We start from the raw sequence: 18,956 nt of genomic DNA, 5'->3' as shown, positions 1-18,956 counted from the left end.
TATTTGTGTTTTGCTAGGTTATCTATAAGAAAGGATACCCATCGTGATGGAGAAATATAGAAATGACACGGCAAAAAAAAGATTTCTACGAATTGCGCAAATTGCACCGTTGTATGAATCGCTGCCTCCAAAGTTATATGGCGGAACAGAGAGAATTGTACATTATTTGACAGAAGAATTAGTTAGACAGGGGCACGATGTAACCTTATTCGCTTCGGGCGATTCTATTACAGAAGCTAAACTGATTGCTTGCGTTGACGAGGGCTTACGGCTAAAACAAAATTGTATTGATCCGTTAACCTATCATATTATTCAAATGCAAAAGTTGAGTACCCAGGTACATGAATTTGATATTTTACATTTTCATACCGACTATCTTCACTTTCCGTTCAGCAATATGTTAGAAATACCATCTGTTACAACTTTGCACGGTCGGTTGGACATTCCCGAATTACAGGATATTTATCATACGTTCCCTTATCAAAACTTAATATCCATTTCTGAAAATCAGCGCTTACCGATTCCGCAAGGGAACTTCGTTAAAACCGTATATCATGGGCTTCCAGAAAATCTTCATCAACAGGGGGATGGGAAGGGTGACTACTTAGCTTTTTTAGGGCGGATTTCACCTGAGAAAGGTATTGAAAGAGCTGTCGAAATTGCACTGGCAACCAATACAAAGCTAAAGATTGCTGCAAAAATTGACAAGACAGATTCTACATACTATGAGAAATACGTAAAATCTCTGCTAGATCATCCTTTAATAGAATATATTGGAGAAATAAACGAACAACAGAAAACAGAATTTCTGGGGAAAGCAAAGGGATTGTTATTCCCTATTAATTGGCCAGAACCTTTCGGATTAGTGATGATCGAGGCGATGGCCTGTGGTACACCCGTGATCGCATTTCACAACGGATCTGTACCTGAAATCATGGAAAACAACGTTACCGGTTTTGTTGTAAACTCGGTTAAAGAGGCCGTTGATGCGGTAAGTCGGTTGGCATATTTGTCACGAAAAAAAATACGCGGCGTTTTTGAACAACGTTTTACGGCTGCACGTATGGCCGAAAACTATGTTGACGTATACCATTTCCTACTTAACAATACGTTAAAAAACGTTCCTCGAAGTACTATACCCATATTAAATAAACCAGCATGAAAGAAGAAATTGCACAAGAAGAAGAATATCACATCTCATCTGATGCCGTTAATTCAGACGAGGTCAATATGGTATTAAATTATTCAAATACGTTTGCAGTTTTTGACCGATCAGGGAATATCCATCCTCATGGAAAAATGGTGCAGGGGATTTATCACGAAGGAACCCGCTTTATCAATACGTTAATATTAAATGTTAATGACGAAAAACCACTTTTGTTAAGCGGTTCCATCAAAGAGGGAAACTCCATTTATTCAGCAGACCTTACAAATCCTGTATTAAAAAAATGTAATATTCAAGAAAATTCTGTCCATATTGAGCGGCACCAATTTGTAAGGGAGGGTGCCTTTTACGAAGAAATTAAAGTATTACAATATGAACCCCAACGCTGTTCATTCAATTTAAGTCTAGATTTTGATGGAGATTTTAGAGATATTTTTGAAATCAGGGGAATAAAAAGAAAAATAGAGGTAAACAACGTGTATCCTATTGATCACGACGAATATTTTGAAACCACCTATTTAGGAATGGATGGTATCGAACGTTCTTTTGAAGTTTATTTTCAGTCTGATGCCGAATATACATTAGAAAAAAATCGAGCTGTCTTTTTCATTAATTTAATTCCTAAAAAAGTAGTAACAATTCAATATTGTATTCATTTCTTGACAGGGAAAGAGAAAAAAGACACTATTTCTTATGCTGAGGCCAGCAAACTAAATCGGTTTGAGTTAAACCAAAGCAAAACCCTATTTGCTGATATTAAAACCTCTAATACGCAATTTAACCACTGGTTATATCGCTCGGAGAAGGATTTTATATCCTTACTTTCTCAAACCAATTATGGAAGATATCCTTATGCAGGTGTTCCTTGGTATAACACGCCTTTTGGAAGGGATGGGATAATTGCTGCGATGGAAATCTTATGGATTAATCCAGAAATTACAAAAGGAGTATTATTATTTTTAGCAGCGAACCAAGCTGTTGATCTCATTCCAGAGAAAGATGCCGAACCTGGGAAAATACTCCATGAAGCACGTAATGGAGAAATGGCAAATACGGGCGAAATTCCTTTTAAGCAATATTATGGAACAATAGATGCCACGCCATTATTTATTATGCTAGCGGGGATGTATTATGATCGTACAGGCGATTTGAATCTGATTAAACAAATCTGGCCAAATATTATCGCCGCAATCGATTGGATTAATAAATATGGGGATATTGATGGTGACGGATTCGTAGAATATATACATAAGTCTAAAAATGGTTTGACGAATCAAGGCTGGAAAGATTCCTTTGACTCCATCATCCATGAAAACAATCAGCTTGCTGATCCACCTATTGCACTATGTGAGGTTCAAAGTTATGTCTACGGTGCAAAACGTCATGCAGGAAAACTGGCTTTAGAACTTGGTAATCAAAATTTGTCTTCGAAACTATTCGATGAAGCTGCTGTATTAAAAAAGAGCTTTAATGAACGTTTTTGGGATGAGGAATTATCCACTTTCGTTTTGGCGCTCGATGGCCATAAAAAACCTTGCAGAGTAAAGTCTTCTAATGCGGGGCACTGTTTATTCACCGGAATTGCAGACAAAGACAAAGCTCTTATACTCGCGGACACCCTACTTGATTCCGATATGTTCAGCGGATGGGGTGTCAGAACGCTATCGTCATCATCTGGAAGATATAATCCGATGTCCTATCATAATGGCTCCGTCTGGCCTCACGATAATGCATTGATCGCTTATGGACTATCAACGTATGGCTTACAAAAGCATGTTTTAAAAATTATGGAAGCTATATTTGATGCCTCCTTATTTATAGAGTTGCAAAGGGTACCTGAACTATATTGTGGTTTTGAAAAAAGACAAGGTATAGGGCCAACAGCGTACCCTGTTGCCTGCTCACCACAAGCTTGGGCAGTTGGGACCGTTTTTATGCTGTTACAGTCTTGTTTACGGATCGACATAAACGCTGTAAATAAAACAATTACTTTCGATCGAATTACACTTCCAGATTATCTTAATGAAATCCGTCTCTCCGATTTAAAATTAGAAAACGAAAAATGTAGCATAATCATTAACCGTTCGAAATATGGTGATGTTAGTTTTAATATTCTCTATAAACCGGATGACTGGGAAATTGTTATAAACTAAACACAAACGAAAAAGGATGATACAGATAAATTGTTTTATAATTGGTATTATCAGTATGGGATTGGTCAGTTGTCAGCAACAGACTAAAGACAAGCGTATGGGCGAAACAATAGCGGATAGTACGTCGGAGGTACTTGATACCTTATCGCAATACGATACAATAATAAGTGTTCAAGATTCAGACACTTCTTTAAATCAAGCGACGGTTGATACGCCTCCTAAATTTACGATCCGTGAAGGAGTCCACAATCTAAGTTTACAATGGATAAGCTGGGAAGAGATGGGGGAAGCGGAGATCAAATATCTTGGTGATAATGTTTACAATATTGAAGGAGAGCAACAAAGCTCGGCAAATAGTGACTATTTAAAGCTAAAGGGTACACTGGAACCTATATCGGAGAATGAGTTGATTTTTGATGGAATCGTCGAGCATCAGATTACACATTTAAATCAAGGTCAACCCTGTGTGAAAAAGGGAAAACAAATATTTAAATCAACAAAAAATCGGAGATACTGGAGGATGCAGGATATGCAAAATTGTGAAGGTGGGAGTGTTACTGACTATATAGATATCTATTTTTAACGCTATTGCTTGGCATAGGTTAGCAGATTACATTGGATTTTCTTAACGTGGTAACCTTAATGTCGGATTATATGCGGTATAAAACGGCTTTTATCTGTTGTAATTGGCATATCAGACTCTCTGAAAGATATACCACAAGCCTCTTGACCGATAATCCAGCTGCCGATAATCGAAAAGCCCGTATCTTCATGGTGTAAATTAGCCAACTCTTGATAGATGTAGCCTTCTTCCCCGTATTCGCCTTCGGTATGGTATATCATCTGTTTGTCGTAATACATCTCTATATTAGCACCTTCACGCGATAGAATAGGTTTTTTAACAAAATGTTTCAAGTGAGCCGGTTCCATAAAATAAGCAGCTAAGAGGTGGGGATGATTAGGGAATAATTCCCAGAGAATAGGAAGTATCGCTTTGTTAGATAGCAACATCTTCCATGAAGGTTCTATCCATTGTGCTTGGTTCGGATCGTTTATAATATGCACAGCGAACTCTTCACGCGTCATCCATTCCCAAGGATATAATTTGAAAATAGATAGAATGGGTTCACCCTCGAGATCTACAAAACTATTGCCAGTCCAGCCGATATCATCGATATAAATAAGTTTTGTTTCTATACCTGCCTGAAGCGCGGTATCCCGCAGATATTCAACGTTCGTTAGATCCTCTAAGGTCTCTTTGGCACAGGAAAAATGTAAAATATTTCCCTTAAGATAGGGCTTTAATTCGGCCCAACTTTGTATCAACTGTTCGTGTATACCATTGAACTGGTCTGTAAGTTCGGGAAAGTAATGGTTCTTCCAATACCATTGTACAATACCGGTCTCGAAAAGAGAAGTTGGTGTGTCCGCATTGAACTCAAGCATCTTTAACTCGCCATGTAAGACATCATATGCAAAATCGAAGCGTCCATATATGGAAGGCTCATCATTCTCCCAGGTGCGCTCAATATGAGGGATCATAAAAGGCGGTATATGAAAATGCTGATACCTCTTGTTCTTAATGATATACTCAACGGCATCCAGGCACATTTGCCACAGTTCGTTGGTCGCTTTATAGATCAGATCGGCATCTCGATTACGGATCTCATAATAATAGTCGTCGATCCAGTATGGTATGTCATCCAGTGTATGGTAACCATATCCGATAGATGCCAAACGAGACTGCCATTGCGGATCGATACGCAATTTTTTAATTTGCATCAGGAACCGTAAGAAGAACGAGTGCTAGAAGTTGCACTACGGCCAAAACCGCCACGCTGAGCCTGATAAGCGGCCGCCTTTGCGGCATTGGTACCGGCTATCGATTGTGGATGTAAATTGTTATTTGCATATCCGAAGCCGCCTCCTAAATGTCTAAAAGCCATAAACCAGAGTAGGGCAGAGCCCATCCCACCTCCAGAATGTCCTTGTGAATAGCTATCGGTAACTTCTGTATAGGCTGCCGTCGTGTCTGCACGCATAAATATACGCTGCTTGCCTTCAACATGTTGTTGATCTTTGGGCTGTGCGCAAGAAGCTAATACAGAAGTGATCAAAACTAATTTGATACTTTTTGTTGCTGTTTTTCTCATTATTGTACAGTTACATAGATCGGCACTTTGCTCAATGTGGCTGATGAATCCATTGTATTCCAAGTTCCCGGTGCCAAGGGCGTTATGATGGTATCACTTGCAGCAGTAATTTGTTCGCCATTGAACCAGATACGCTGTGAGGTGATATGAAGTACCGAGTCTCCTTGAGTCACCGTTTTCAAAGTGACCTCCCGTGCCGATTTTTTATCCAATTGCTCCAATGCTTGTTCGTTTTGTCTGTTATGACAAGACGTGATGCTGATAAAGCAAAGTACCGATAATAAATATTTCATCTATTGTTTTTTCTTATAACTAACGAGAGCTCAGACAAACGATTATTGCCTTGTGCCAATGATTTTCACATCTCGGTTTCATATACTGATTTACTTCACAAATTTAGCTAAAATACCGTAGATTCCCGCACCGAACATTGTAAATATTCTCCATGTGCGCACTTTTTTCGCGGCGATAAAAGGTCTCTGCAAAGTACCAGCCGATAGTGTACAATTCGTTATAGTACAAATTTGTATTTCGGTCTCTCAGGAAATTTATTTTAGAAAAACTTTCGCGTGAACCATATGTTCTTCTTTATGTAAACAACTCATAGAAATAGAAAGATAAAAACTAAATTGCCATGAAAAAAAATGAACAGGAAACTTCTGGATGCCCCTTTCATTCTAAAATGAATGATCTGCAGAAGAATAAAGTCTCGAGTGAGGGGAAACCGATGACAACAGATCAAGGTGTAAAAATAAACGACGATGCGAACTCATTGAAGGCTGGCGAACGAGGCGCTTCTTTATTAGAAGATTTTATCCTTCGTGAGAAAATTACCCATTTTGACCACGAACGTATCCCGGAGCGGATTGTACATGCCCGCGGTTCCGGTGCTCATGGCTACTTCGAACTATATGAAGATATGAGTAAATATACTCGTGCTCGAATTTTTACGGATACCGAGCATCGAACTCCAGTTTTTGTCAGGTTTTCTACTGTAGCTGGAAGCAAAGGTTCCGGGGATCTGGCACGGGATATTCGGGGATTTGCCGTTAAGTTTTACACGCAGGAAGGTATATTTGATCTTGTCGGAAATAATACGCCTGTATTTTTTATCCAAGACGCGATGAAGTTTCCGGATATTATACATTCGGTGAAACCTGAACCTGACTGGGAGATTCCGCAAGCAGCGTCTGCACACGACACGTTCTATGACTTTATTTCGCTGGCCACCGAATCGTTGCATAATCATATGTGGGCAATGAGTGATAGGGGTATTCCGAGGAGCTACCGGATGATGGAAGGTTTTGGCATTCATACCTTTAGACTGGTCAACGCGCAGGGAGAATCACATTTTGTCAAGTTTCATTGGAAACCAAAATTAGGTATTCATTCCGTTACCTGGGATGAGGCAGTAAAAATAAACGGCGCAGACCCTGATTTTCATCGGCGCGATTTGTGGGAGGCTATAGAAGCTGGACATTTTCCTGAATGGGAGCTTGGTTTACAGATCATTCCGGAAGAAGATGAACATAAGTATGAGTTCGACCTGCTGGATGCAACCAAGTTTGTTCCCGAAGAACTTGTGCCTGTAAAAATTATCGGGAAGATGACATTGAATCACAACCCAGACAATTTCTTTGCAGAAACCGAGCAGGTGGCTTTCCATCCCGGACACATTGTGCCGGGTATCGATTTTACGAATGATCCATTATTACAAGGACGACTTTTTTCTTATACGGACACGCAGCTTTCTCGTTTGGGGGGACCTAACTTTCGGGAAATACCCATCAACCGTGCGGTCAACGAAGTGCACAATAACCATCGCGACGCGCAAATGCGCATGACGATAAACAAAGGTAAAGCGGCGTATTTCCCTAATACAATAGGTGGGGGATGCCCGCATTTAGCGAAGATGGCAGAGGGCGGGTTTACATCCTTTGAGGAGCGGATAGACGGCAAAAAGATTAGGGACAGGAGTCCCAGCTTTAATGATCATTTTTCGCAACCGGCTTTGTTTTTTAGGAGTTTAACAACGTGGGAACAGACTCATTTGATTAATGCTTACGCATTTGAATTGGGGAAATGTATGTTAGATCCGATTAAACAACGCATGTTGTGGCTTTTGTCACAGATAGATAATCGGTTAGCCACGGCTGTGGCAGACAAGCTGGGAATGCAAATACCGACCGGTATAGAAGAACCTATAAATCAAAACATTGGTGCCGATGCGGATCCGCACAAACATGAACCTCCTGCGGTTAAACATTATTTGGAAAAGTCAGAGGCCCTCAGCCAAGAACGGTTGCCGGCCGCCACTATAGAGAGCAGAAAAATTGCCGTATTGGTGGCGAAAGGGTTTGATTCGGCTGCGTTACAAAAGATGAGAACGTATCTCGAAGAGCTAAAACATGCGAATTTTCTACTTATAGCACCACATGGTGGTACTGTATCTAGCGAAGATAACAGAGAGCACAAAGTGGACCATGCATTGATGACAACGGAAAGCGTACTTTTTGATGCATTGTATATCCCTGGAGGTGCCAAGAGTATACAAGTGCTTAAACAAGAGGGAAAGGTGTTTAAATTTATAAATGAAACGTTAAAGCATTGTAAGACAATTGCCTTTGACGGGGACGCTGAAGAACTGTTTCAACTTTCGGCTGCAAAGGACTTTGTCAATGATGAAGCCATTTTATTGAACGGAACGCCAGAACAGTTTGCCAGCGCACTGGCTAAACACCGAAACTGGTTGCGAGAGCCACATACCACACATATAGCCGTCTAAACAACGGGGTTATATCGAATAGTTGGCGAGCATTACGCTGGCCAACTATGTTTACTAATTATAATTTTACACCTGTTCCCATTCCTCACGTGTCGGAATCTACTGGGTAGCTGTTTTGTCTTTTTCAGGCAATACCGCCCAGATGACATTGGCGGCGTCGTCGGAAACGAGCATATAGTGTGGTGTGAACACCACCGCTACCGGACGACCGTAGACCTCAGCTTTTTCTTTGTTAGCGATAAAACCTGTCAAGAAGTCTTCGGGTTCCCCTGTAGGTTTGCCTTGTTCAAATGGAACGAACACCACTTTGTACCCAACCAAGCTCGAGCGATTCCAAGATCCATGTTGGCCAATGTATGCACCTTGTTGGAAGGCCGACGTCTTGCTAAATGCTAAGCCTAATGACGCAGTATGCGAACCAAGCGCGTAATCTGGCGTAAGCGATTTGGTGGTCAACGAATCAGGTGCGGTTCCCAGATGTTGGTCGTGTTGGGGATTCCATCGGGGGTCGATATGCTTGCCCCAGTAGGTATATGGCCAACCATACCAGCCACCGAATTGTACTGCGGTAATATAATCGGGCACAATTTCGTCGCCCAACTCGTCCCGTTCATTTACGGCAGTCCACAATTGCTTTGTGGTGGGTTCCCAATCCATGCCTACCGGGTTCCGTAGGCCCGCAGCATATATCTGCCTACCGGATCCATCAGGATTGATCTCGAGGATCAGCGCTCTGCCAGCTTCCTTGTCCATGCCGTTTTCACCGACGTTGCTGCCTGACCCAACAGATATATATATCTTGGATTTATCTTCGTTTGTAGTGAGGTTGCGCGTCCAGTGGTTATTATACCCTCCTGCGGGTAGCGAGAGAACCTTTTCAGGTTTGCTTGTTACTTTTCCTGTAGAAGGATCATATGGGAACCGCACTAACGCATCGGTGTTTGCTACATAGAAAAAATTACCGATTATCAACATGCCATAAGGTTGTGATAGGTTCGTTAAAATAATGTCTTTCTTGTCAGCTATACCATCATTATCTTTATCCCGGAAGCGCAGTATCTCGTTAGGACTTTTATCGCGAAAAAGATTGCGGGAGTTCTCTTTCTCAGGATCTTCTCTTTCCTTTTCTGTTCGCGACTGGGCCACAAAAACATCCCCGTTTTCCGCTACATAAATGTTGCGCGGGCTATTAAGGTCGCGAGCGAATGCGATTACCTGATATCCTAATGGTGCAGTTGGCGTACTTTCGCCGTTCCAGCCAATTACTTTTGCAAATTTGTTCTGTGGTGGTGTATCGAAAGGCGCTTTTAATTTGACATCGACACCATATTCGTTGGTAATAGCGCTGGTATCGTCGTCACGGATTAATGTATCGGTTTCGTTCGAGGTTTTATTGCCTGACTGGCCGCAGGAAATTAGAAGGACTATGGCTGGTAATAGTATTGCTAAATGTCTTGTCCGAGATACAATCTTCTGTTTCATATGTTATTGTCTGTTTGCTTATTATTTTAGTAACAATTTTTTAAAGGGATGGTTCCCATAAAACGGCAGTTTCTCTTGACTTTGTCATAAATAGGTATAAAGGATTCACATTTTGGGATGCCAAAAAACAGTACTGACTTTAAATTGTTCATATGGCAGATCTATTGGTAGTGGAATGATGTATATGTTATGGAGAAATGTGTAAACTTCGAAGTTATCATTATCGGTGGTAGTTACGCCGGCCTGTCAGCGGCTATGTCCTTAGGCCGTTCTTTACGCTCTGTATTAGTTATCGACAGCGGACAGCCTTGCAATTTGCAAACTCCGCATTCGCAGAACTTCCTTACGCATGATGGGCATACGCCCGGTCAGATCGCTGCAGAAGCCAGAAGGCAACTCATGAAATACGACACTATAAAGTTTCATCATGGTCTTGCCGTTGGGGCTTCGAAAACAGACCAAGGATTTACGGTGACTACCCAGACTGGTGAGACCTTCAGTGGGCAAAAACTCATATTTGCCACTGGTATAAAAGATATTATGCCCGATATTCCGGGTTTTTCGGAATGTTGGGGAATAACCGTGATTCACTGTCCATATTGTCATGGTTATGAATTTCGTAATGCGAAAACGGCCATTCTTGCCAATGGAGCGAAAGCTTATCATCTAGCGTCTTTGATAAACAACTTGACGGATGATCTTACGCTTCTCACGAATGGTAGAGTTGAGCTTGATTTTCCTGCTGCGGAGAAATTGAAAGCGAATGATATCGCGATTACGGAGAAAGGGGTTGTCGAGATCGTACATCAAGATGGTCGTGTTGAAGAGGTGGTTTTCGCAGATGGTAGCCGTGAGACATTTAAAGCGGTATATGCTGCTTTACCTTTCGAACAGCATTCAGATATTCCTGTAGTGTTGGGCTGTGCTTTGACGGAATACGGTTATATCCGTGTCAATACGCTGCAAGAGACCACTGTAGCAGGTGTTTTTGCTTGTGGCGACAATGTCGAAATGATGCGCTCGGTAGCAAATGCTGTGGCTTCTGGAAATGCTACCGGAGCGCTCGTCAATAAAGAGCTTGTGGACGAGCGTTTCTGACCGTATGGGTCCAGGACGCTCTACAGATTTATATTGTGGGAGTTTTTTATTTCGGCCATGACAAACGTACTGTGTGTACTGCCGATGCTTTCGAGTGTGCCTAGTTTGTTGAATACAAACTCTTGGTAATGCTTCATATCCTTTGCAAACACTTTTAAAATAAAATCATAATCGCCGGAGACATTATAGCACTCTACCACTTCATCGATCTTTAGGATCTCTGTTACTAGCCGATGACCCACCTGACGGTCGTGTCGCTTCAGTTTAATGTTACAGAAAACGATAAATCCTTGGCTAAATTTCTCAGGATTGAGTAACGCGATATATTTTTTGATATATCCATTATTCTCTAACCTCCTAACTCGTTGCAGCACTGGAGTAGGCGAGAGATTCACCCGTTTGGCCAATTCTTTAATAGTGTGGTTGGAATTGTCCGCCAATATTTTCAATAACAACAGGTCCGTCTTGTCGAGTTCTTCCATAATAGCATAAAACACTTTCGAGTGGGACAAATCTACTAAACAAAAAGCTAATTATGCTAAAAATATATATTATATGGTTAAAATATCTAATTATGTAAAAAATTGTGGTTATTAATAAACAGAAACTAACTTTGTGCAGTGCATAAGTAGATGCGAGGAGATTGGGATGCTCACATCTGCAAAACTGTTCAACGAAAAAACACAGTATTATTTATGAAATTTTTAGTTACCGGAGGTACGGGATTTATTGGAGCACGTGTTGTAGTCAACCTGTGGGAACGTAAAATTCCGGTAGTCGTTGCAGACCTGAACCTGAATATAGAATGGACGAAGCAGATTGCTTTGTTAAAATATAAAAACGACGAGACCAAGCTTGCCGAATTGGAGGAGCAGATTGGTAAGACCACATTTATTGAACTGGATGTATCCGATAGAGGCGCAGTAAACAACGTTTTTTTGACTTATCCGGATATTACCCACGTTATCCATTTAGCGTATCTCATGAGTGCCGAAGTGGAAGCGGATCATTATCGGGGCGCATCTGTCAATATTCTCGGTATGGTCAATATGTTTGATATGGTGGTGGATCATAAACTGGCTCGTTTGGTGTTCGCCAGTAGTGAAACAATCTATGGGGCAAACCATAGCGCCTACGGCGATGAAGATTACGCTATTAAGGAGGATGACTTTTGTTCGCTCGACGATCATTTCTATACCTACGGTGTTATGAAAATGTTAAATGAATTTACGGCGAAGAAATATATCCAAACGAAAGGGGCAAGTATTGCCTCTATGCGTCCTCCGGTTGTCTACGGAGATGGGCGTATGCGTGGATCGGTTCTCTGGGCTTGTGAGTTTGCTACCAATCCGGCATTAGGAAAGGAGGTCAAACTGCCCTTCTCTAAGCATGCGCGTGATTGCTGGATTTATGTCGACGACGTCGCGGAGCAATTTGTTCGGCTGACATTGAAACCGGAGCTTAAGTACTTCGCGTACAACAATGGAGGACATTCGGTGACGGCAGAGGAGTTAATGCAGACTGTCGCGAGCATCGTGCCAGATGCTCGGTATGAGTTCAACGAGAGCGTGCAACGGACATCCCTGGTGGATCGTTGTGACGGCGCCCGTTTAGAAGAGGAAATTGGATTTACGCCGAGGTCGCTGGCCAATGGGGTGCGGGCGCAGATCGAGGAAGCTCGAAACAGGCAGTTACAAACCGTTTACTAGAAAAGTTCTATCTTTATAGATATTTTAAAATACTAAGCAAATATATGGTAGGATTTCGTAATACAGTGGTGGGGAGTTACCCGCGTCCGGAAAAGTTGGAAGATACAATGAAGCGGCCTGTAATGACCCAGGAAGAAGTGGATGATTACATCAAATGGGCGGCAAAAGATCAGGCTGAGTTGGGATTGGATACGATTACCGATGGCGAAGGATACCGTGAGAATATGTACTATTTCTATCAAAAGCGTATCGACGGTATTACTTTTGAAGATATGCCTAAGGTTTCTTTCGGTACGGCTGGTTTTGGAATTGAATGTCCTAGAGTAATCGGTGAACTTAAGAATCCGCGTTTTGATATTGCGCGCAATTGGAAAATCGCCCGTGACGCAGCTCCAGCCGATGTAGAGGTGAAACTGACGGTGACAGGTCCTCATGTGTTATATCGATTCAGCGTAAACGAGCGCGAAGATCTGTATCCTGATGCGCAGGCTTTATGTCGGGCGTGGGCCCATGTTTTGCGAGATGAAATCGCGGAAGCTATAGCGCTTGGATGTGAACACGTACAGTTTGATGAACCGATGTGGACGGAATCTCCGGAAGAAAGTGTTTGGGCAGCTGAAATTCTTGCTGAGTTAATCGCGTCGTTACCGAAAAAAGTGCGTATCGGATTGCATGTATGTGGTGGAAATCCTAGAAGAAAACGGGTCTATTTTACAAAATATACTGATATAGTTGATGCTTTTAAGGCCGTCCCCGTAGATGAACTTTTGCTGGAGCATTGTACACTCAGTTACAACATGCTTGAGTTGTTTGATCAGTGGGATTTTAAAGGAGACCTGGCGATCGGTGTAATAGACCAACGTAGTGACGAGCTGGAATCTGTAGAGGAAATACGTCAGCGTATAAAGCCGGCGCTGGATTACTTTCCAGCCGACCGCTTGATATTGACCAGCGAATGTGGTTTTGGACATGTACCTATTGATGTCACCCATGCTAAATTGAAACGTCTTGTGGAAGCTTCAAAGGTTCTATAACAACGGAGTTGACTAAGAGTTAGAGCCCCTTTAAATTTGTTTTTAAAGGGGTTTTTAATTAATTTGTGATATGTAAACATGGAGATTTCAATGGAGTATTCAGCAGTGTTATTGACCCTCACGAGGTAGCTATTCCTCGTAATCTATATATACATTTGATTCCCAAAAGAGCAACAGACGGGGTAATCGATTTTGATAGGCATCTAAAAGGTATTAAGCTGTAGGAAAGAAGAAACTTTTTTAACTGATAGCCTTAATGATTGTTTTAGAAGCTTCTTGAATGATGCCAACATCAACAGAATAAGAAATATATTTAACGCCCATACGTTTCCAATACCGTGCGCTTTCCAATTGATCTGTAAAAATGCCCACAACAATGTTTTTTTCCAGACACTTATCGATAATCGCTGTCATTTTCTCGATAACAAGCTTATGCGTGACCTGCCCGGGGACACCCAGCGACTGAGAGAGATCATAAGGACCAATGAAAACAATATCGATACCCGGCACTTGGATGATTTCTTCTAGATTCTGAATGGCTTCGGTGCCTTCCAATTGGAGGATAACATAATTTTTGTTGGCCTGTTCAAAATATTCGAAGCGGTCTTTATCGGAGAAATTGGCAGCACGCACAAAGCGGCAAACACCACGTTCGCCCTGCGGGCCAAACTTTGCGTAAGAAATCGCACGGGCAGCCTCTTCTGCACTGGTTATCTGCGGTACCTGTACGCCTTTTGCTCCGATATCCAAAGCTTTGCCTATATGGGATGGGTTAAGTTCCGGAACCCGAATAATCGGAAATGTATGGCTGATCTCTGCCGCCCTGACCAGGTTCTGCGCATTTAAAATGCTGTTGGGGCCATGTTCCAAATCGATGATTATAAAATCGAAACCCGCATAGCCCATTGCCTCGATCATAGAAGCATCTGAGGTCTTCGAAAAGGGGCCTATCACAACCTCCCCGTTATTTAATTTTTCTTCGAATCTACTTAAATTTACCATTCTGCAATTGCATTATCATCATGGCGCCAGATTGGATTGTGCCAGTTGTGTCCAACCGTTGCCATTTGTTTAACATATTCTTCATTAACTTCGATGCCCAGCCCCGGACCGGTCGGTATGTCCACAAAACCACCTTCATAAGCAAACACAGCAGGATTTTTGATATAATCCAGCAGATCATTCGTTTCGTTATAGTGGATGCCTAAACTTTGCTCTTGTATCGTGGCATTGTAGGCGTTGGCGTCTAGTTGTAAACACGCGGCCAGTGCTATAGGCCCTAAGGGGCAGTGGGGAGCCAAGGCGATGTCGTAGACCTCCGCCATATTTGCAATCTTTTTACATTCTGTTATGCCTCCGGCATGGGACAGGTCTGGTTGGATGATATCCGCTACCCTGCCTTCAAAAACGGGTTTAAAATCCCATCTGGAATACAGCCGCTCACCAAGTGCAATCGGGATATTGCTACGTTTGTTTAATTCAGCAATACCTTCCAGGTTCTGCGAGAGGAGGGGCTCTTCAATGAAGATGGGCCGATACGCTTCGAGCTCCTTCAGCAGGATTTTTGCCATGGGCAGGTGTACCCGCCCGTGAAAATCGATCGCGATATTTAACTGCATGCCGAAATGCTCCCGTAAGGTTCCCAAACGATTCAGCAAAGCGTCTATTTCGCTGTAGGAATCTAGAAACCGAAGCTTGCCGGTACCATTTATTTTGATGGTTCTGAAGCCCTTATCATACACGCGTTGCACCTCGTCTATCAATATTTCTGGCTGGTCGCCACCGACCCAGGAATACACCTCCATTTGATGTCGAGATTTTCCACCCAAAAGCTGATGAACAGGAGCGTTGTAAAATTTTCCTTTGATATCCCATAAGGCTTGATCGACACCCGAGATTGCGCTCATGAGGATAGGGCCGCCACGATAAAATCCGCCGCGATACATCAAGTTCCAGATGTCTTCTATTTCCAGAATATCTCGATCTCCGATCATAGCGATGAGCTCCGATACGGCAGTGGCAACGGTATCGGCTCGGCCTTCAAGCACCGGCTCTCCCCAGCCCACCAGACCTTCGTCGGTCTCTATTTTTAAAAATAACCAACGTGGAGGAACCTTATATAAATGGAAACTTTTGATTTTCATGGTTTACTAAAACTTTGAAGAGTTATACAATCGAGCGGTGAGACCGCCATCGATCAGGATTTCGCTTCCGGTAATTTTCTGGCTTTCATCGCCCGCGAGATAAAATGCCAGTTGTGCAATATCTTTGGGTGTTGTAATCTCGCCGACAGCATGTAGGGCTTTGATTTCCTCGTCAATGGTCTGCGCATCATTTTTTTCTGCTAACCACGATTGATAGTGCGGCGTGTCTGTAAAGCCGGGACAAATCGCATTTACCCGGATTCCATATTGTCCTAAGCTAATGGCCATGCTTCGGGTCATTGCATTGACGCCACCTTTGGCCGCAGCATAAATCTCTGTATTGGGCAAAGTGCGGAAAGCATGGTTTGAAGAGATATTAATGATCGAACCCGCTATCTTTGTTGTAACCATGGCTTGGGCAACATATTTAGAACATAAGAATACACCCCGGAGGTCAATATTGATTAGCTCATTCCAATCGTCGATGGTGCATTCTAACAAAGGCTTGAACCTGGTAATACCAGCGTTGTTCACTAAAGCGTCTATTTTACCGTATTTCTCTATTACGTAGTTTACCATGTTCTGAATGCTTTTTTCGTCAGAAACATCGGTCTGTATAAAACAGGACCGATAGCCCTGTTTGTTGATGGCATCCTGCACGAGCAGACCTTCTCGATCCGTCCGTGTGGCCAGGATGACTATCCATTGTTTTTTGGCAAAATATTCCGCTATTCCTCTGCCAATCCCTTTTCCCGCTCCGGTGATAACTACTACTTTGTCGTTTGTTGTGTGCATATATGTATTACATTAAATCTTGATGATAAGGAAAGATCTACGATTACTAAACGCGGTTGTTTTTTGTTTCGCGGACGGCGGACAAAATGAAAATAAAATACGCAAAGCATATTCCGGCAAATAACAGGAATGTCTGTAATGTCGTAAAGGTATCGATGATGACAGGGAATAAGTAGGTGAGACTAAAGCATGCCACCCATAAGAAGGCGGATGCAATCCCTACAGCTGTTTCTCGTATTTGCATAGGAAATATTTCGGTGATGACCACCCAGGTAACGGGCCCTAGCGTAGCGGCGTAGACACCGATGAAGGCGATAACACAGAAGCTTAATAAATAGCTTGGTATGAATGTCCCGCCAAAAGACAAGCCAATGAGCACTAATAACAACGCCATCCCCCCGGAACCAATGAGTAGCAATCTTTTTCGACCAACTTTATCTACGAAGCGCATACCAATCAACGTGGCGATAAGATTGATGCTTCCAATCAGGATTTGTTGAAAAAGTTGGCCGCTCACATCCATTCCCGCCTTTTCGAAAATGATAGGCGCATAAAATAGTACGGCATTGGCACCTGAAAACTGCTGACATACGGCAATGACAATGGCTACCAGTAGCAGAAAGCCAAATCCCTGTTTAAAGATTGTCGCAACTGCAAAACCTTTTTGTTCCTGCTCTTTCTGTTGGTCTATGTGGTTAATTTCGTCTTGCAGCTGGTCCTCAGTAAGAAGCGATCCCAATATTTTTGCGCCTTTTTCCCGTTGCCCATTAAACAATAGCCATTTCGGGCTTTCGGGTAGAAAAGGTAAAAAAATTAAGAATAAAGTAGCGGGCAAAGCTCCGCTCATAAACATCAACCGCCAGTTCCACGAGGTAAAAGATAGATAATAATTGGTGATATAAGCCATCAGAATGCCGATAACAATCGCTAATTGATTGATCGATACCATCTTACCGCGAATGTGCCGCGGGCTTAATTCGGCGATATAGAGCGGTGACAAGATGGAAGCCCCGCCTACGCTGAAGCCCGCGATAATGCGCCAGATGACAATCGTATTCATGTGGTTCGAAAGCCCCATCGCAATAGAGGAAATGCCAAATATCAAAGCAACAATAAATAACGATTTCTTACGGCCTAGTCGCTCGGCGATTTTCCCAAAGGTCATGGTGCCCGCCGCGCAACCTAAATATAGGCTGCTAGCTACCCATCCGAGTTGAGACGGAGAGAGGTCAAGGTCAGGCTGTATAAAGGGGATAGCCCCCGAGAAGATGGCAATATCAAATCCGAAAAGAAGCCCGCCCAAAGAGGCAATAAGGCTGTAAAAAACGACTCGTCTGTTGCTTTGGTTCATATGATTCTATACTACTGTGATATAACAATACGAAAGTAGCATTAACACAAATCAAATAGAATAAACAAAACGAGTAAAATGATGGATTATTTTACTGTGTTCCTAGTTTCGCAAAAAAGTCCATCTTTTCCTTGCGATAATCCATTCTTTTATACCAGAAATTACAGCAGTTTTGTATAGATCGATATAAAATAGTTATGTTACAGGAAGTATTTGCAACCCCATTATTTTTAGGAGAAGGGCCCATCTGGGACGAACGTATCAGCAGCTTGTATTTTGTTGATATTTTATCGAAACGGATGTATAGGTATTCACCGCATATAAAAAACACCGAGGAGTTTCCGTTCGACGAATTTATCAGCTGTATAGCACTGCATGATGACCCAAATATCGTACTAATCGCTTTAGAAAGCGGGATACATGCCTTGAATACAAGCACCCGTGAAACAACTTTTGTTGTACAGCCTGAAAAGAAACCGAACTATAGGTTTAATGACGGTAGTGTGGATAGGGAAGGCAATTGGGTGATTGGCAGTATGAATAATATAAATAATGGTGCTGAGGCAACACATCTGCCCGATGCTTCGCTATACCGTGTCAATGGAAGCGAAGCAAACGTCCTGTTGGAGAACGTGACCATTTCTAACGGGATTGCCTTTTCGGATAGGGAAATGTATTACATCGATTCTATACATGGAAATGTTCGCCGTTTCGATTACAGCAACGGTGAGCTTCGAAATGAAAAAGTTGTTTTTGAAGTGGAAAAGGATGTATCTCCGGATGGCATGACTTTATCAAAATCGAACAAACTATACGTGGCGCTGTGGGGTGGTGCAAAAATAATCGTATATGATTTAAACAAGTCTGCCCTAGTTAGCGAGATTCCACTGCCTGTACCTAATCCCACTTCGTGTACCTTTGGTGGTAAGGATATGAACACGCTTTTTATAACGACTGCCTCTCTGGGAGAGAGAACCGATGCAGGGGTATATGCTATCAATCTGGAAGACGAAGGCCATATCGAAAATAAAGTACATTGGCCCGTGTCGGGTTAAAAATAAGGCCCAGCTTATAGCTAGGCCTTACT

General features: G+C 42.4%; 17 protein-coding genes. 8 read left to right on the top strand and 9 right to left on the bottom strand.

Annotated features, from left to right (window positions below; all coding sequences use genetic code 11):
* Positions 1-46 precede the first annotated feature (46 nt).
* From H8B21_RS14945 to H8B21_RS14935, 3 genes are read left to right on the top strand one after another with little or no spacing between them, the layout of a single operon-like run.
* Positions 47-1,162, top strand: a complete 1,116-nt coding sequence (locus H8B21_RS14945; protein WP_190314557.1) for a glycosyltransferase family 4 protein — start codon at positions 47-49, stop codon at positions 1,160-1,162.
* Positions 1,159-3,318 carry an amylo-alpha-1,6-glucosidase gene (locus H8B21_RS14940; RefSeq protein ID WP_190314556.1) on the top strand — a complete coding sequence of 720 codons (2,160 nt, stop codon included), beginning with the start codon at positions 1,159-1,161 and terminating at the stop codon, positions 3,316-3,318. The genes H8B21_RS14945 and H8B21_RS14940 overlap by 4 nt, the downstream gene beginning before the upstream one ends.
* Before the next feature lie 16 nt (positions 3,319-3,334).
* Positions 3,335-3,901, top strand: a complete 567-nt coding sequence (locus H8B21_RS14935; RefSeq protein WP_190314555.1) for a hypothetical protein — start codon at positions 3,335-3,337, stop codon at positions 3,899-3,901.
* Positions 3,902-3,957: 56 nt separating this feature from the next.
* Here H8B21_RS14935 and H8B21_RS14930 read toward each other — a convergent pair whose 3' ends face one another.
* The 3 genes from H8B21_RS14930 to H8B21_RS14920 are packed head-to-tail and all read right to left on the bottom strand — an operon-like array spanning position 3,958 to position 5,764.
* A complete protein-coding gene (locus H8B21_RS14930; RefSeq protein WP_190314554.1) occupies positions 3,958-5,100 on the bottom strand; it encodes a glutathionylspermidine synthase family protein in 1,143 nt (380 codons plus the stop codon).
* A complete protein-coding gene (locus tag H8B21_RS14925) occupies positions 5,100-5,471 on the bottom strand; it encodes a hypothetical protein (protein WP_190314553.1) in 372 nt (123 codons plus the stop codon). The genes H8B21_RS14930 and H8B21_RS14925 overlap by 1 nt, the downstream gene beginning before the upstream one ends.
* Positions 5,471-5,764: a hypothetical protein gene (locus H8B21_RS14920; RefSeq protein WP_190314552.1), complete on the bottom strand. Its 294-nt coding sequence runs from the start codon at positions 5,762-5,764 to the stop codon at positions 5,471-5,473. The genes H8B21_RS14925 and H8B21_RS14920 overlap by 1 nt, the downstream gene beginning before the upstream one ends.
* 341 nt (positions 5,765-6,105) lie before the next feature.
* Between H8B21_RS14920 and H8B21_RS14915 the strand changes: the two genes are divergently transcribed.
* Positions 6,106-8,256, top strand: a complete 2,151-nt coding sequence (locus H8B21_RS14915; protein WP_190314551.1) for a catalase — start codon at positions 6,106-6,108, stop codon at positions 8,254-8,256.
* A 99-nt stretch (positions 8,257-8,355) separates the two neighbouring features.
* Here H8B21_RS14915 and H8B21_RS14910 read toward each other — a convergent pair whose 3' ends face one another.
* Positions 8,356-9,738: a PQQ-dependent sugar dehydrogenase gene (locus tag H8B21_RS14910; RefSeq protein ID WP_190314550.1), complete on the bottom strand. Its 1,383-nt coding sequence runs from the start codon at positions 9,736-9,738 to the stop codon at positions 8,356-8,358.
* Between the two features lie 189 nt (positions 9,739-9,927).
* On the opposite strand from H8B21_RS14910, the gene H8B21_RS14905 reads away from it, so the two are divergent.
* A complete protein-coding gene (locus H8B21_RS14905) occupies positions 9,928-10,836 on the top strand; it encodes an NAD(P)/FAD-dependent oxidoreductase (RefSeq protein WP_190314549.1) in 909 nt (302 codons plus the stop codon).
* Between the two features lie 20 nt (positions 10,837-10,856).
* On the opposite strand, the gene H8B21_RS14900 is transcribed toward H8B21_RS14905, so the two are convergent.
* Positions 10,857-11,318, bottom strand: a complete 462-nt coding sequence (locus tag H8B21_RS14900) for an Lrp/AsnC family transcriptional regulator (protein WP_190314548.1) — start codon at positions 11,316-11,318, stop codon at positions 10,857-10,859.
* Between the two features lie 213 nt (positions 11,319-11,531).
* Here H8B21_RS14900 and H8B21_RS14895 point away from each other — a divergent pair, with 213 nt between their 5' ends.
* Positions 11,532-12,545, top strand: a complete 1,014-nt coding sequence (locus tag H8B21_RS14895) for an NAD-dependent epimerase/dehydratase family protein (RefSeq protein ID WP_190314547.1) — start codon at positions 11,532-11,534, stop codon at positions 12,543-12,545.
* 44 nt (positions 12,546-12,589) lie between these two features.
* Positions 12,590-13,579, top strand: coding sequence for a cobalamin-independent methionine synthase II family protein (locus H8B21_RS14890; protein ID WP_190314546.1), 990 nt, complete (start codon positions 12,590-12,592; stop codon positions 13,577-13,579).
* A gap of 240 nt (positions 13,580-13,819) precedes the next feature.
* On the opposite strand, the gene H8B21_RS14885 is transcribed toward H8B21_RS14890, so the two are convergent.
* Genes H8B21_RS14885 through H8B21_RS14870 form a run of 4 tightly spaced genes read right to left on the bottom strand, consistent with a single transcriptional unit; the run spans position 13,820 to position 17,869 of the window.
* Positions 13,820-14,581 carry an HpcH/HpaI aldolase family protein gene (locus H8B21_RS14885; protein WP_190314545.1) on the bottom strand — a complete coding sequence of 254 codons (762 nt, stop codon included), beginning with the start codon at positions 14,579-14,581 and terminating at the stop codon, positions 13,820-13,822.
* Positions 14,575-15,723 carry a galactonate dehydratase gene (dgoD, locus tag H8B21_RS14880; RefSeq protein WP_190314544.1) on the bottom strand — a complete coding sequence of 383 codons (1,149 nt, stop codon included), beginning with the start codon at positions 15,721-15,723 and terminating at the stop codon, positions 14,575-14,577. Before dgoD ends, H8B21_RS14885 begins: the two co-directional genes overlap by 7 nt.
* Positions 15,724-15,729: 6 nt before the next feature.
* Positions 15,730-16,518, bottom strand: coding sequence for an SDR family NAD(P)-dependent oxidoreductase (locus tag H8B21_RS14875; RefSeq protein ID WP_190314543.1), 789 nt, complete (start codon positions 16,516-16,518; stop codon positions 15,730-15,732).
* Between the two features lie 46 nt (positions 16,519-16,564).
* Complete coding sequence (locus H8B21_RS14870) at positions 16,565-17,869, bottom strand: sugar porter family MFS transporter (RefSeq protein ID WP_190314542.1); 1,305 nt, start codon at positions 17,867-17,869, stop codon at positions 16,565-16,567.
* Positions 17,870-18,066: 197 nt separating this feature from the next.
* Between H8B21_RS14870 and H8B21_RS14865 the strand changes: the two genes are divergently transcribed.
* Positions 18,067-18,924, top strand: coding sequence for an SMP-30/gluconolactonase/LRE family protein (locus H8B21_RS14865; protein WP_190314541.1), 858 nt, complete (start codon positions 18,067-18,069; stop codon positions 18,922-18,924).
* The last annotated feature ends 32 nt before the right edge of the window (positions 18,925-18,956 follow it).

Origin of the sequence: Sphingobacterium chuzhouense, assembly GCF_014692525.1 — a bacterium.
In the GTDB taxonomy this organism is placed as follows: domain Bacteria; phylum Bacteroidota; class Bacteroidia; order Sphingobacteriales; family Sphingobacteriaceae; genus Sphingobacterium; species Sphingobacterium chuzhouense.
Note: the sequence above shows the minus strand (reverse complement) of the source record. Positions and strands in the feature narration are given on the sequence as shown.

Excerpts from the sequence above, each read along its gene's own strand:
- H8B21_RS14945 (WP_190314557.1), top strand. The coding sequence starts at position 47 with ATGGAGAAATATAGAAATGACACGGCAAAAAAAAGATTTCTACGAATT.
- H8B21_RS14865 (WP_190314541.1), top strand. The coding sequence starts at position 18,067 with ATGTTACAGGAAGTATTTGCAACCCCATTATTTTTAGGAGAAGGGCCC.
- H8B21_RS14890 (WP_190314546.1), top strand. The coding sequence starts at position 12,590 with ATGGTAGGATTTCGTAATACAGTGGTGGGGAGTTACCCGCGTCCGGAA.
- H8B21_RS14910 (WP_190314550.1), bottom strand. The coding sequence starts at position 9,738 with ATGAAACAGAAGATTGTATCTCGGACAAGACATTTAGCAATACTATTA.
- H8B21_RS14895 (WP_190314547.1), top strand. The coding sequence starts at position 11,532 with ATGAAATTTTTAGTTACCGGAGGTACGGGATTTATTGGAGCACGTGTT.
- H8B21_RS14885 (WP_190314545.1), bottom strand. The coding sequence starts at position 14,581 with ATGGTAAATTTAAGTAGATTCGAAGAAAAATTAAATAACGGGGAGGTT.
- H8B21_RS14900 (WP_190314548.1), bottom strand. The coding sequence starts at position 11,318 with ATGGAAGAACTCGACAAGACGGACCTGTTGTTATTGAAAATATTGGCG.
- H8B21_RS14925 (WP_190314553.1), bottom strand. The coding sequence starts at position 5,471 with ATGAGAAAAACAGCAACAAAAAGTATCAAATTAGTTTTGATCACTTCT.
- H8B21_RS14930 (WP_190314554.1), bottom strand. The coding sequence starts at position 5,100 with ATGCAAATTAAAAAATTGCGTATCGATCCGCAATGGCAGTCTCGTTTG.
- dgoD (WP_190314544.1), bottom strand. The coding sequence starts at position 15,723 with ATGAAAATCAAAAGTTTCCATTTATATAAGGTTCCTCCACGTTGGTTA.
- H8B21_RS14915 (WP_190314551.1), top strand. The coding sequence starts at position 6,106 with ATGAAAAAAAATGAACAGGAAACTTCTGGATGCCCCTTTCATTCTAAA.
- H8B21_RS14940 (WP_190314556.1), top strand. The coding sequence starts at position 1,159 with ATGAAAGAAGAAATTGCACAAGAAGAAGAATATCACATCTCATCTGAT.
- H8B21_RS14920 (WP_190314552.1), bottom strand. The coding sequence starts at position 5,764 with ATGAAATATTTATTATCGGTACTTTGCTTTATCAGCATCACGTCTTGT.
- H8B21_RS14875 (WP_190314543.1), bottom strand. The coding sequence starts at position 16,518 with ATGCACACAACAAACGACAAAGTAGTAGTTATCACCGGAGCGGGAAAA.
- H8B21_RS14870 (WP_190314542.1), bottom strand. The coding sequence starts at position 17,869 with ATGAACCAAAGCAACAGACGAGTCGTTTTTTACAGCCTTATTGCCTCT.
- H8B21_RS14935 (WP_190314555.1), top strand. The coding sequence starts at position 3,335 with ATGATACAGATAAATTGTTTTATAATTGGTATTATCAGTATGGGATTG.
- H8B21_RS14905 (WP_190314549.1), top strand. The coding sequence starts at position 9,928 with ATGGAGAAATGTGTAAACTTCGAAGTTATCATTATCGGTGGTAGTTAC.